The organism is Stutzerimonas sp. (assembly GCF_982611455.1).
The window spans coordinates 48,390-60,747 of the sequence record NZ_CEXBBO010000018.1 but is presented as its reverse complement, the minus strand read 5'-3'; the positions used below and the strand labels follow the sequence as shown (position 1 = coordinate 60,747).

The 12,358-nt window shown below is 59.4% G+C and carries 11 protein-coding genes; 8 read left to right on the top strand and 3 right to left on the bottom strand.

Annotation, left to right across the window (positions count from 1 at the left end; translation table 11 throughout):
* Nucleotides 1-109 precede the first annotated feature (109 nt).
* The 5 genes from AC2LD7_RS12615 (at nucleotide 110) to AC2LD7_RS12595 (ending at nucleotide 6,182) form a co-directional block, all read left to right on the top strand.
* The gene (locus tag AC2LD7_RS12615) at nucleotides 110-1,600 is read left to right on the top strand and encodes a sensor histidine kinase (protein WP_484598082.1); all 1,491 of its coding nucleotides are present in this window, start codon (nucleotides 110-112) and stop codon (nucleotides 1,598-1,600) included.
* A gap of 79 nt (nucleotides 1,601-1,679) precedes the next feature.
* Nucleotides 1,680-3,656 carry a TOL_0244 family TonB-dependent receptor gene (locus tag AC2LD7_RS12610; protein ID WP_484598081.1) on the top strand — a complete coding sequence of 659 codons (1,977 nt, stop codon included), beginning with the start codon at nucleotides 1,680-1,682 and terminating at the stop codon, nucleotides 3,654-3,656.
* The gene (locus tag AC2LD7_RS12605; RefSeq protein WP_484598080.1) at nucleotides 3,595-4,218 is read left to right on the top strand and encodes a YfiR family protein; all 624 of its coding nucleotides are present in this window, start codon (nucleotides 3,595-3,597) and stop codon (nucleotides 4,216-4,218) included. The genes AC2LD7_RS12610 and AC2LD7_RS12605 overlap by 62 nt, the downstream gene beginning before the upstream one ends.
* A 1-nt stretch (nucleotide 4,219) precedes the next feature.
* Nucleotides 4,220-5,758, top strand: a complete 1,539-nt coding sequence (locus tag AC2LD7_RS12600) for a sensor histidine kinase, YfiR-like protein-associated (protein WP_484598079.1) — start codon at nucleotides 4,220-4,222, stop codon at nucleotides 5,756-5,758.
* Nucleotides 5,748-6,182, top strand: a complete 435-nt coding sequence (locus AC2LD7_RS12595) for a response regulator (protein WP_484598078.1) — start codon at nucleotides 5,748-5,750, stop codon at nucleotides 6,180-6,182. The genes AC2LD7_RS12600 and AC2LD7_RS12595 overlap by 11 nt, the downstream gene beginning before the upstream one ends.
* Before the next feature lie 55 nt (nucleotides 6,183-6,237).
* On the opposite strand, the gene AC2LD7_RS12590 is transcribed toward AC2LD7_RS12595, so the two are convergent.
* Complete coding sequence (locus tag AC2LD7_RS12590) at nucleotides 6,238-6,849, bottom strand: LysE family translocator (protein ID WP_484598077.1); 612 nt, start codon at nucleotides 6,847-6,849, stop codon at nucleotides 6,238-6,240.
* A 173-nt stretch (nucleotides 6,850-7,022) separates the two neighbouring features.
* Here AC2LD7_RS12590 and AC2LD7_RS12585 point away from each other — a divergent pair, with 173 nt between their 5' ends.
* Nucleotides 7,023-7,262 carry a hypothetical protein gene (locus tag AC2LD7_RS12585; protein ID WP_484598076.1) on the top strand — a complete coding sequence of 80 codons (240 nt, stop codon included), beginning with the start codon at nucleotides 7,023-7,025 and terminating at the stop codon, nucleotides 7,260-7,262.
* 139 nt (nucleotides 7,263-7,401) lie between these two features.
* On the opposite strand, the gene AC2LD7_RS12580 is transcribed toward AC2LD7_RS12585, so the two are convergent.
* Entirely contained in the window at nucleotides 7,402-8,187 is a 786-nt protein-coding gene (locus AC2LD7_RS12580; RefSeq protein ID WP_484598075.1) for an IclR family transcriptional regulator, read from the bottom strand.
* Nucleotides 8,188-8,301: 114 nt separating this feature from the next.
* On the opposite strand from AC2LD7_RS12580, the gene hmgA reads away from it, so the two are divergent.
* Together hmgA and fahA are read left to right on the top strand one after the other, a co-directional pair.
* Nucleotides 8,302-9,606 (top strand): homogentisate 1,2-dioxygenase, encoded by a 1,305-nt coding sequence (gene hmgA / locus AC2LD7_RS12575; protein WP_484598074.1) that lies wholly within the window; start codon nucleotides 8,302-8,304, stop codon nucleotides 9,604-9,606.
* Between the two features lies 1 nt (nucleotide 9,607).
* Nucleotides 9,608-10,912 (top strand): fumarylacetoacetase, encoded by a 1,305-nt coding sequence (gene fahA / locus AC2LD7_RS12570; protein ID WP_484598073.1) that lies wholly within the window; start codon nucleotides 9,608-9,610, stop codon nucleotides 10,910-10,912.
* Nucleotides 10,913-11,278: 366 nt separating this feature from the next.
* Here fahA and AC2LD7_RS12565 read toward each other — a convergent pair whose 3' ends face one another.
* On the bottom strand, nucleotides 11,279-12,355 hold the full coding sequence (locus AC2LD7_RS12565) for a hypothetical protein (protein ID WP_484598072.1): 1,077 nt from the start codon (nucleotides 12,353-12,355) through the stop codon (nucleotides 11,279-11,281).
* Nucleotides 12,356-12,358 lie beyond the last annotated feature (3 nt).

Genomic DNA, 12,358 nt, shown 5'->3' with positions numbered 1-12,358 from the left:
ATGGCGTTGCGGCGAAGTTAAAGGCCAACGGAACTACTACTTGCAGGTTGCAGTACGGCTCGATTAAAACTGCCGCCAACATTTTATCGCTGATAACCAGGAGTATCGGATGCTCGCTCCTTTGAACGTCCTCATGTTGGAGGATAACCCAGTTGACGCTGAGCTGGAGATTCGGGAGCTCCGCCGTGCAGGTTTCGAGCCTGCCTGGGTTCGCGTGCAGACCGAAGCGGAATTCGTCGCGCAACTCAGGCCAGACCTCGACCTCATCATTGCGGATTATCAATTGCCGCAGTTCAACGGTGTACGGGCGCTTGCCTGTCTGAACGAGGCCGGTTTGGACGTTCCGTTCATAATCGTTTCCGGTGCGATCGGGGAGGAGCTGGCGGTCGAATTAATGCGCGAAGGCGCCACCGATTATCTGTTGAAGGATCGGTTGGCACGGTTGGGTGAATCGGTAAGGCGCGCGCTGGATCAACGAGACGATCGGCGTGTCAGAGCTGAATCGGAGCGTGAGCGTCGTCGCCTGGCGGAGCGGGTGATCTATCAAGCGAAGACCTTCGACACGCTGCTGTCTGCGGTACCCGACCTGATGATTCTGATCAATGCAGACCGCCGCCTGACCTACGCCAATCAGGCGGCGCTTATCGGCTGGGATACCGACCTCGATAGCGTTGTTGGCAAGCGAATCGAGGATTTGAACTTGCCGGCTGAGGTCATCGCCAGGCTTGAGGCGGGTATCAATGACGCGATGCAGGGTAAAACCGTTCGCAACGAAAGCTCATTTCCAGCTGCCGATGGAGTCACTCATTATCACGAATATATCCTTACGCCCGTAATTGGGGCCGATGGAGCGGTGTTCGCGATTGCCTGCGCTGGGCGCGATATAACCGAGCGCACGGCGACCGAGGCCAAACTGCGAGAAGAGCGGGAGCTCAGAGAGCTGTTCAACGCAACCCTTTCTCACGACATGCGCACGCCGCTTACGGCGGTAAAGCTGAGCACCGAACTGTTGATGCGCCGAGATCGCGGTGAGGCGATGGCCGCCACGTTGCATAGCCGAATCATCCAGAATATTGACCGGGTCGATGGCATGATTCAGACCTTGCTCGACGCCGATCTGGTTCGTGCAGGTGGCCGCCTTCCGCTTACGTTGGTGCAGTGCGGCTTGCGCGATACGGCCCAGGCGGTCATTGATGAAATGGTGGTTTTGCACGGTGACCGTTATCGGTTACACGCGCCGGTCGAGGTAGAGGGCCGCTGGGATTGCCGATTGGTCCGGCGAATACTGGAAAATCTATTGGGCAACGCCCTTAAACATGGGGATTCGGTCAGCCCGATCACGATAGTCATCGAGGCCCAAGGGGCCGAAGCCATGCTTCGCGTCCACAACGAGGGTGAGCCGATACCATACGAGGACCAGGCCGACCTGTTCGAGCCGTTTCGTAGAGCTTCGTCTCAACGCAATCAAGGCCTCGCCGGTTGGGGCTTGGGACTCACGATGGTGCGTGCGGGCGCGCAAGCTCATGGCGGCACGGTCAGCGTCCAGAGTACGCACGCTGAAGGCACTGTTTTCACGGTACGATTGCCGCTGAATTTGTAACCGGCACGAACCGCGTCGAATCCTCTTTCATATATGCATCCGAGCAGCTCGCTCGCAGGCGTTCAGGGCAGGAAAACAATTGCCTATCTACAACAAGTCCTGCCGTCTGGCAGTCGTGGTATCTGTCAGCGCAGCACTATTGGCGGGACACTCCTTCGCGCAAGAGGCGCCGTCGCACCTGCTCGACATGTCGCTCGAAGAATTGGCAGCCGTCGAGGTCACGTCCGCATCCCGGCGGCCGGAGCCCTTGTCCGGCGTCGCGGCAGCCATTTTTGTCCTATCCGCTCAGGACATTATCCGATCTGGCGCCACCAGCATTCCGGAGGCTTTGCGCCTGGTGCCAGGTCTTCACGTAGCGCGAATCGACAGCCGTCGGTGGGCGATTACGAGCAGGGGATTCAATGGTGAGTTCGCCAATAAGCTGCTGGTCTTGATCGATGGCCGCACCGTTTATACGCCGGTGCACGGGGGCGTCAACTGGGACGTTCAGGATGTTTTTCTTCCCGATATCCAGCGCATCGAAGTGATCCGCGGACCGGGTGCGGCGCAGTGGGGCGCCAATGCCGTAAACGGTGTGATTAATGTAATAACCAAGTCGGCGCACGATACGCATGGCGGCGTGGCGTCAGTGACGGCCGGCAATGAATACCAGTCCGCCTCTGCCCGCTGGGGCGACAACATTGGCGAAACCGGAAGTTATCGGGCATATACAAAGCACTCGCGTCGTGATGATTCGCGCATCGGCTCAAGCGATGGGGGCGATGAGTGGACACAGGAACGCGCTGGCTTCAGAACCGATTGGGCGGCACAAAGCAGCGAAAAATTTACCCTGCAGGGCGATTTATATCAGGGCGAGGTGGGTCGGCTCTTTCCGGTAGTCTCGTCACCAACTCCGCCGTATAACCAGCCAGTGCTTATCGAGAACCGCGCACGTGGAGGTAACCTGCTCGGCCGCTGGACGTCTACCCAGTCGGTCGACAACGAGATGTCTCTTCAGACCTATGTGGATTGGTACGAGGCGCGGCCTCTGCAAATCGAAGAAGAAGTCTTTACCTTCGACCTGGATTTCCAGCATAGGTTGAAGCTGGCGGACCGGCACCAATTGGTCTGGGGCGCGGGTTATCGGCATATACGCGACTCGTTCGCTAATAGCTTCACGGTTGCATTCGAGCCGGACGAGCGTACCACCGAAGTTGTCAACGCGTTTGTGCAAGACACGATCGAGCTGACCGAGTCCTTTTCATTCACGCTCGGAACCAAGCTTGAACATAACGACTACACCGGCGTTGAATTTCAGCCTTCGGCTCAGCTCAGCTGGACACCGAATGACCAGCATACCCTCTGGGGTTCGGTTTCACGGGCGGTTTCCACACCCAGCAGGGCCTATACGGATTCGCGTTTTCAGGTCGTTGTCCCCCTCCCAGGTGGTACTGCCCGGACCGTGGTTTCTGGTAACTCCTCACTCCAAGCAGAGGAGCTAACGGCCTATGAGGTGGGTTATCGCGTTTCTCCAGCCACCAATCTATTCGTTGATCTCACCCTGTTCATGCATGAATACGACGAATTGCTCGGCACGCAATTCGGTGCGGCATTCATCGATGGCAACGGCCAATTCGTCATTCCTGCCACCTTTGCGAACGGCGTGGACGGCCACGCCTGGGGCACCGAGCTGGCAACGCGTTGGCAGGTGAGCCCGTCCTGGCGGCTGGACGTCGCGTATAGCTTCATGGAAATGAACCTTTCCGCTCCGCCGGAGATGGCTGGCTCTGAGGCGTCTGAAGATTCGTCGCCTCAACATCAAGCGAGCATTTTTTCGCGATTCGATGTGAACGAAGCCTGGGCGTTGGATGGCGTTTTGCGCCATGTGGACAGTCTCGAAGCGTCCGGTATAGACGCATACACCGAGCTGGATCTGCGCTTGGGTTGGACGCCGCGACCCGAATGGACGGTCAGTCTGGTCGGCCAGAACCTGCTGGACTCGCAACATCGCGAATTTGCCGATATCGGCGCTGAAATCGAGCGCGCCATGTACGTCCGCGCGACGCACCGGTTCTAATCTGATGTTATTACCGCCTCGTCAATCTTGGGCGCGCGCCTTGTTCAGTGCGTTTGCCGTGTTCGCATCGGTATCGCTAACCGGTTTCGCGCTTGCTCAATCGGCGCAAGAATATGATTTGAAAGCGGCGTTCCTGCTCAACTTCGCTGATTATGTCGAATGGCCGCCCGAGGCCGGACTCGCTGCCGATGCCCCTGTACGAATCTGTCTGGTGGGCGATGACCCTTTCGGTGATCGTATCGATCACCTGCTTAAAGCTCGGCCTGCCAGCAAGCGGCCGCTGATCCTGCACCGTATGGAGTTGGCCAGCGCGGCGCTCAACTGCCACATCGCCTTTATTCATCGATCCACACCCGATGCACTTCGACAGGACCTGCATGTCCTTGCCGACAGTGTCGTGCTCACCGTGGGGCAGGGGCCGGAGTTCGAAAAAGCTGGAGGTATCATCTCGCTGGGGATGCGCGAAGGTCGGGTCAAATTGTTCATCAACCTGGCCCAGGCTCAACGTCATCAGCTCACGATCAGTTCCCGGCTGCTGTCTCTTGCCGAGGTGAAGCAGTAGCATGAAGCGCTTTTTTCGCAATCTACCCATCGGCACCAAGCTTGCAGCGGCGATACTCCTGGCGAGTACGGTTTCCCTCGTCGGCGCGGCGCTGGTAATCATCGGCTACGAGGCCGGCACCGCGCGTGATCGCGTCGCTAATGAACTCGACAGCCTGGCCAGGCTCCTGGCTGTGAATACCGAGGCCGCGCTGCGGTTCAACGATCCAGACGCCGCGACCGAAAACCTCAACTCGCTCTCCGCCCAGCCGAATATCGTGACCGCCGCGGTCTATTCGCAAGACGGGGCGCTATTCGCCCAGTACTCACCGGATGCTCAGGCGCTGCCCGGTCAGGTGCCCAATCCGGGCGAGCGCTTTACTGGCAATCAGCTCGAACTGGTCCATCCCATCGGCGCTGTAGCCGCTCCCAGTGGCTTCGTGTATCTAAAGACGGATCTGTCGCCACTGACGACGTTTCTCAAGCGCTACGCCACTATCGTGGGAGCGATGTTTGCGGCTCTCTGGCTCGGCGCTGCATTCCTGGCGGCGATACTGCAGCGTGCGATTGCGGCGCCCCTGCTGGGTATTGTCGAAGTGGCGCGAGCCGTGACCGAAAAGTCGGACTACAGCTTGCGTGCCGAGAAGCACGGGGAAGATGAGATCGGCCTGCTTTCCGATGCGCTGAACCAAATGCTTGCGCAAATCCAGCAGCAACATAACGAGCTGCAATCGGCTTATGCGGAACTTGGACAGAAGCACAGCAGTTTGCTCGTGCACATGAACGAGCGCCGTAAGGCCGAAGAAGCGCTGCGCTCACTCAACGCAGAGCTAGAGCTAAGAGTCGCTGCGCGGACGACCCAACTGGAGGACAGTAACCGCGAGCTGGAGAGTTTCAGTTATTCCGTATCTCACGATTTAAGAGCGCCGCTGCGCGGCATCGATGGGTTTAGCCGAATCCTTCTGGAGGAATACGGCTCGCAGCTCGACGCCGAAGGTCAACGTCTGTTCGATGTCATCAGGCGCAACTGCTTAAGCATGGGTCGCCTGATCGATGACTTGCTGGCTTTTTCGCGATTAGGCCGAACGCCGCTCGCCACGCTGGACGTTGCCATGGGCAATGTCGTGCAAGAAGTTATCGCTGAACTGGCCGCGGTGCCTGGCGATGTCATCCCGCCGTTAGACGTGGGGCCGTTACCGAGGGTGAAGTGCGATCCGTCGTTAATTCGCCAGGTATGGAGCAATCTGCTTGCTAATGCAGTCAAGTTCAGTGCTGGTAGCGAAGCGCCGCACATACGCATATGGGCTGAGACGCGTGCGGGCGAGTACGTTTTCGCCGTCTCGGACAATGGCGTTGGTTTCGACATGGAATACAGTGACAAACTTTTCGCGGTGTTCCAGCGTCTTCATGGTAATGATGAGTTCCCAGGCACTGGAATAGGCTTGGCCACGGTAAAACGGATCATTGTGCGCCATGGTGGTCAGGTCTGGGCCGAGGGCCATCCGCAGCGGGGCGCGACTTTCTTTTTCAGCTTGCCAGACAGGAATGATGATGGACTCTAACGACGTTCGCATATTGCTAATTGAAGACAGCTCCAGCGATGGCGAACTAACCATTCGAGCCTTGGCCAAGCATAATCTCGGCGATCGAATTATCTGGCTCCGCGACGGAGCAGAGGCACTGGATTTTCTGTACCGCTCGGGACCCTACGCTGATCGGCCTGATATCCCGCGTCTGCTGATACTGCTGGACCTCAAACTGCCAAAAATCGGCGGGCTAGGTGTACTTGAGCGCATCAAGTCGGACCCGGAAAAAGCCACGATTCCCGTCGTTGTTCTGACTTCTTCCGCCGAAGATCGAGACCTCAACGAAGCTTACAAGCTCGGCGTTAACAGCTATTTGGTGAAGCCTGTCGATTACCAGGCCTTCGTCGAAGTAGTCGGCCATGCCGGCCTGTATTGGGTGTCGGAAAATCGCCTGCCATGAGTGGCCGCTTGTAAAATATTGATGCGTCGGATGACGACCGTTTCCGTACAGCTCTTCACATACGCAGTGGAAGGGCGGCTCCTATTGCAATGAAGACGCCCCCGCATGCTTGATTGAAGCGCCGACCGACACGCGCTAGCCACGGGCTGATCCGGTTTGCCGCACTTGCTAGTACATATTCAGTGAGGATTTCGGTGCCGGCGAACGTGACGGCCACTACGGCAAACTGTTGCACCAAGCTGCGGTGTGGGTCGATGAATTGCGGAAGAAAAGCGCTAAAGAACAGCAACACCTTGGGGTTTGTCGTCGCCGAAAGCAGACCTTGACGGAAAAGTGACCAGCCTTTCGCTTCGAGGGGAGCGCTACCGATCGTGACTGGGATCGCAGGTGACCGCCAGAGTTGGATGCCGAGCCAGACGAGATAGAGACCGCCGATCCATTTGAGCGCCGTAAGCCAGTGGACGGAGGATCTGATCAAGGCGCCAATGCCGAACATACAAAGCGCTATGACGACAACGAAGCCCAAGGCGCCGCCAAATATGGTGAACAAGGTCTTGTGGCGACCATGCATTGCGCCATGGGTGAGGGCAAGCAACCCGTTTGGGCCTGGAGATAACGAAAGACCCATTGATGCAACGAGGAAAACGAGCCAGGTTTCAAACTGCATGGTTAGTCCGTTTTTATAAATGAGCCGCTGCGTACAAGCCAGCAGTACTGTTGGCGTAATCTACTCTCGTACACCGTAGTCGCAGTTACCGCCAAGCGACATGCGGCCAGCACTAAACAGCCAGAACTGCTCTCGAATCCTAGAGCCACCCACGGCTCAACTGGAGGTGATTCATGAGTATCGATCCGCTCGACAGGCTCCATGACCAGCAGCCCGTACCGGGGCAAAATCAAAACCCCGGCCATTCTCCTGAGCCTGACTTCATCACGGATAATCCGGACGTCCAGCCAGGTTCCGGCAACGACACACAGCGTCCTGAGCGACCCGGGAGCGCACCAGACGTGGAACGTCCTGGCAGCAGCCGGCCGGATATCGACCCGAACGAGCCGGGGCTTGGCAATCCCTTGCCTTGATTCCGTCTAGCTAAATGAGCCCAGCTTTTGCGCTGGGCTTTTGTTTTCAGAGTGAGCGGAGATACGCAGGAGTACCTGCTTTCATACCGCCTGCCCGCAAGCGCAGCTATGGCGCAGAACGATGCTTTAGCTCATTAGCTTACGAGCTGTGTGGTGCTCCCATCCTCGCGCTGATCTTGCGTGCTACTTCCAGCAGTTTCAGCGCCGCCTCACCGTCCGCTTCGGCCATGAAGCCGGGTTCGGCACCGACTATCGTGATGACACCCGCCAATCGTTTATCGCCGCTAAATAGCGGGGCGGACAGGGCGTTGACGCCGGCCATCAGCAGGCCGTGCACGTGTTGAATGTGGGTGCGTTGCAGTTCGCTCATTGTGGCGAGCAGGGCATCGGAGGAGGGGGCTGAGGGTAGTTGCAGTTCTTCTTCGCGCAGCTCGGCGGTTTCTGCGTTTGGCATGAAGGCGTTGAAGACCAGGCCTGTCGATGAGCCCAGCAGTGGCAGCACCGAGCCGACCTGGGTTACCAGCGTCACGGCGCGCACCGCCTGCTCGACATGCACGACGGCCGGGCCGCGGTTGCCCCATACGGCGAGAAAGCAGGTTTCGTTGAGTTCATCGCGCAGTTGCGCCAGGTGTGGGGTGGCCAGTTTGACCACGTCCAGTCGCCCCAGCGCCGCGAGGCCGACGAACAAGGCGGCGCGGCCCAATCCGTAATGGTTGGTCAGCGAATCCTGCTCGGCGAAGCCGCTGGCGATCAGGGCCTGCAGGTAACGGTGGACTTTGCTGGCGGGCATGCCGACGTGTTCGGCCAGGCGCGACAGCGATGTCGCGGGGGCCAGTTCGGCCAGCGCCGTGAGGATGTCCGTACCTACTTCGGCGGCCTGCACTTTCTGTCGGCGGGGCGCCGTGTCCGCTTGGTTATCTGCCATGAATTAATCGCCTGTTTTTTACTGCCTGCCTGGGAGGCGCTGTTTATAGCTTGACGCCTAGGTGAGTTCAAATTACTTTTTGCGTAAACGAATTACGCTAAGTGGGAAACAGCTATGCAACCACAAGAACAAACAGGCGAAACCTCTCGATACCTTTCCGGCTTCGGCAACCAATTCAGCAGCGAGGCCTTGCCCGGTGCGCTACCGGTCGGCCAGAACTCACCGCAGAAAGTCCCGTACGGGCTCTACACCGAATTGCTCTCCGGCACCGCGTTCACCGTGCCGCGCAGTGAAGCGCGGCGGACCTGGCTGTACCGCATCCGCCCTTCGGCCAATCACGGCCAGTACCAGCGCATGGACCGGCAGCTCGACAGCGAGTTGGGGCCGGTCACGCCCAACCGGCTGCGCTGGAACCCGGAACCGTTCCCCGAGACCGCAACCGATTTCCTCGATGGCTTGATCTGTGTAGCGGCCAATGCCGAGCCCGGCCAGCCGACAGGGGCGAGCATCTACCGCTACGCGGCGAACCAGTCGATGGAGCGGGTGTTCTTCAACGCCGATGGCGAGCTGCTGCTCGTGCCGCAGCAGGGCGCATTGAAGTTGGTCACCGAGCTGGGCGTGCTTGAAGTCGCGCCGCTGGAGATCGCTGTAATCCCGCGCGGGATGCGCTTTCGTGTCGAGCTGCTGGAAGCGACGGCAAGCGGCTACGTTTGCGAGAATCATGGCTGCTCGCTGCGCTTACCGGATCTCGGCCCGATCGGCAGCAATGGCCTGGCCAATCCGCGCGATTTCCTTGCGCCGGTTGCGCATTTCGAAGAGCGCGACGAGCCGGTGCAACTGGTACAGAAGTTCCTCGGCGAACTCTGGTCGACTGAACTGGATCACTCGCCGCTGGACGTGGTCGCCTGGCATGGCAACAACGTGCCTTATAAGTACGACCTGCGCCGCTTCAACACCATCGGCACGGTCAGCTTCGACCATACCGATCCGTCGATATTCACCGTACTGACCTCGCCAAGTGCCGTTCACGGCATGGCCAACATCGATTTCGTGATTTTCCCACCGCGCTGGATGGTGGCGGAAAACACATTCCGTCCGCCGTGGTTCCACCGCAACCTGATGAACGAATTCATGGGCCTGATTGACGGTGCCTACGATGCCAAGGCTGACGGCTTCTCGCCCGGCGGCGCCTCGCTGCACAACTGCATGAGCGCGCACGGGCCGGATCATGTTTCGACCGAACAGGCGATCAAGGCCGAACTCAAACCGCACAAGATCGAGAACACCATGGCCTTCATGTTCGAAACCGGCCAGGTGCTTCGCCCCACCCGTCAGGCGCTGGAAAGCCCGCTGCTACAGAGCGACTACGATAGCTGCTGGGCCGGCCTGGCCAAGACCTTCGACAAGAATGAGAGATGATATGACTGAACAAACAGAACTTCGCAGTTGGGTCGAGTCGGCCAACGGCCATTCGGACTTTTCCCTCGCCAATCTGCCGCTGGGCGTGTTCAGCCGTGACGGCGGCGAGTCGCGCGGTGGTGTTGCCGTTGGCGATTTCATCCTCGACCTGAACGCTGCCTGCGACGCCGGCCTGTTCGACGGCCAGGCACTGGACGCGGCGAAAGCCGCCAGCGGCAGCAGTCTCAATAATTTCTTTGCCCTCGGCGCATCGGCTCGCAAAGCGCTACGTGGCGCGCTGCAGGACCTGCTCGGCGAAGGCAGCGCAGAACGCGGGCGTCTGCAAGGCATGGGTGAATCGCTGCTGCAGCCGATGAATCGCTGCCAGATGCAGATGCCGGCCAAAGTGGGCGACTACACGGATTTCTACGTCGGCATTCACCACGGCAACAATGTCGGCAAGCTGTTCCGTCCGGATAATCCGCTGTTGCCCAACTACAAGTACGTGCCTATCGGCTATCACGGCCGAGCGTCGACCATCGACGTCTCCGGTGCGACGGTGAAACGCCCCAACGGCCAGACCCTGCCGCCGGGCGCCAGCGAACCGAGCTTCGGCCCGAGCAAGCGGCTGGATTATGAACTGGAGTTGGGTATCTGGATCGGTGAAGGCAACGCGCGCGGGGAGGCGATTGCCATCGGCGAGGCGAGCAGCCATGTCGCGGGCTTCTGTCTGCTCAATGACTGGTCCGCACGCGATTTGCAGGCATGGGAGTACCAGCCGCTGGGCCCGTTTCTGTCCAAGAGTTTCGCCACCAGCGTGTCGCCCTGGGTAGTGACACCGGAAGCGCTTGAGCCCTTTCGTTGCGCCCAGCCGGCACGCCCCGAAGGCGATCCACAACCGTTGCCGTATCTCTACGACGAGCAGGATCAGCAGCAGGGCGCGCTGGATATCGAACTGGAAGTGCTGCTGCTAACCGGGGCCATGCGCGACAAGGGCTTGCCGGCGCAGCGCATCGCGCTAAGCAGTACCCGCAACATGTATTGGACCGTGGCACAAATGGTCGCGCACCACAGCGTCAACGGCTGCAGCCTGCAATCGGGTGACTTGCTCGGTTCCGGTACTTTGTCCGGCAACAGTCCCGACAGCCTCGGTAGCTTGTTGGAGATTACCCAGGGCGGCAAACAACCCCTGGAATTGCCCAGCGGCGAGACGCGCACCTTCTTGGAGGATGGGGACGAGATCATCCTCAAAGCACGCTGCCGACGCGACGGCTATGCCTCGATCGGCTTTGGTGAATGCCGTGGTCGGGTATCGCCGGCGTCGTGACAGGCTGCTGACACGTCAAGAGTTTCGCGCCGAGGGCGGCCCTCCTACAAAGCAAAGCGTCACACCGCACCACGTTCTTGTTGGAGGCGCGCCCCGCGGCGAAAAAGCACGCTGCCGGCGCGACGGCCATGCCTCGATCGGCTTTGGTGAATGCCGTGGTCGGGTATCGCCGGCGTCGTGACAGGCTGCTGACACGTCAAGAGTTTCGCGCCGAGGGCGGCCCTCCTACAAAGCAAAGCGTCACACCGCACCACGTTCTTGTTGGAGGCGCGCCCCGCGGCGAATGCAGGCGATAGCCTGCCAGCAAAGCCAAATAGCTTCGTCGGAGGGCAGCCCGAGCGCAATGGCTTCGGCGAGCCATGGTCTTTATGAACCACGGGGCACGGAAGCGGTTTCCAGCGTTGTCGGATCAACCGGTTCGTTCGCCGCTTTGCGTATTTGCTCCGCCAGCGCGACGGAAAACTCCTGCGCGGCGGACCAGCGCAGGTGCACCGCATCGACGAAAGATGTCACAGGTGTGGGCCAGTCCTTGTCGGCGTTCCAGTAGGTACCGCCAGTGACGCTCAGGGTATCCAGGATGCGCTTGTCGAAGTCGGCTAGAAAAGTGCCGTCCGGGTCGTATTTTTCCTTCCATTGCGGATGCAAAGGAGTGGAGACAACCATGAGCTGACGGCCTTCTTGTGCCAGGCGCGCGCTCATCTCGTGCAGTGCCTCGAAACAGCTGGGATCCAGCGGCTCCGGGCTGCCATACAGCAGCTCACGAGTATTACTGGTATCCAAAGGACCATCGCCGAAGCGGTTGAAGACCAGCGGATCCCATTCGATCTGTCCGGCGCGCTGAGCCTTTACCGTCAGCGCGTTGCGCAACAGCGACTTCGGTGAGAAATAACGCATGTAGTGGCCCCAGGGTGAAGCGTTTTCGTAGACATAGGGATCTACGTGCTCGCGGTTGAACACGGCTGTGGGCACGCGCCAGCAACCAGCAAAATCCTGGGGATCGGCAATCATCACGACGCTGCGGATAGTTGGCTCGCGATCGAGCAGCCAATGCCCCACGTAGGTTGACTGGTTGGCGAATAGCCCGCAGAAAGCGCCATTCATAGGACGAACTTCGGGCATGGCCTGGGTCAGCACATGACCGTCCACGTGGCGCCAGGCCACGGAAGAACCAATTATCAGCAGATTCGGCGATTGGATCGGGTTGTCGCGCATGAAGCTGAGCTTCTCGTCGGCGCACGAGATATTCGAGAACGCGGGCGGTGGCAGGTTGCCGGTTCGGTCCAGCGCTAACAGCGTCAGACAGTACAACGCCAGTGCGCCGGCCAGGCCGGCAAACAAGGACAGCAGATACCGCGAACGCACCTGGCTCGGCGCGCTGGCCGTGCTGACGGTACCCTGTTCGGCGCTGCTCCCTTCCCTAGGTACGTCTACTGTCTGCATCATGAT

Excerpts from the sequence above, each read along its gene's own strand:
- AC2LD7_RS12565 (WP_484598072.1), bottom strand. The coding sequence starts at position 12,355 with ATGATGCAGACAGTAGACGTACCTAGGGAAGGGAGCAGCGCCGAACAG.
- AC2LD7_RS12580 (WP_484598075.1), bottom strand. The coding sequence starts at position 8,187 with ATGGCAGATAACCAAGCGGACACGGCGCCCCGCCGACAGAAAGTGCAG.
- AC2LD7_RS12585 (WP_484598076.1), top strand. The coding sequence starts at position 7,023 with ATGAGTATCGATCCGCTCGACAGGCTCCATGACCAGCAGCCCGTACCG.
- AC2LD7_RS12595 (WP_484598078.1), top strand. The coding sequence starts at position 5,748 with ATGGACTCTAACGACGTTCGCATATTGCTAATTGAAGACAGCTCCAGC.
- hmgA (WP_484598074.1), top strand. The coding sequence starts at position 8,302 with ATGCAACCACAAGAACAAACAGGCGAAACCTCTCGATACCTTTCCGGC.
- fahA (WP_484598073.1), top strand. The coding sequence starts at position 9,608 with ATGACTGAACAAACAGAACTTCGCAGTTGGGTCGAGTCGGCCAACGGC.
- AC2LD7_RS12590 (WP_484598077.1), bottom strand. The coding sequence starts at position 6,849 with ATGCAGTTTGAAACCTGGCTCGTTTTCCTCGTTGCATCAATGGGTCTT.
- AC2LD7_RS12600 (WP_484598079.1), top strand. The coding sequence starts at position 4,220 with ATGAAGCGCTTTTTTCGCAATCTACCCATCGGCACCAAGCTTGCAGCG.
- AC2LD7_RS12615 (WP_484598082.1), top strand. The coding sequence starts at position 110 with ATGCTCGCTCCTTTGAACGTCCTCATGTTGGAGGATAACCCAGTTGAC.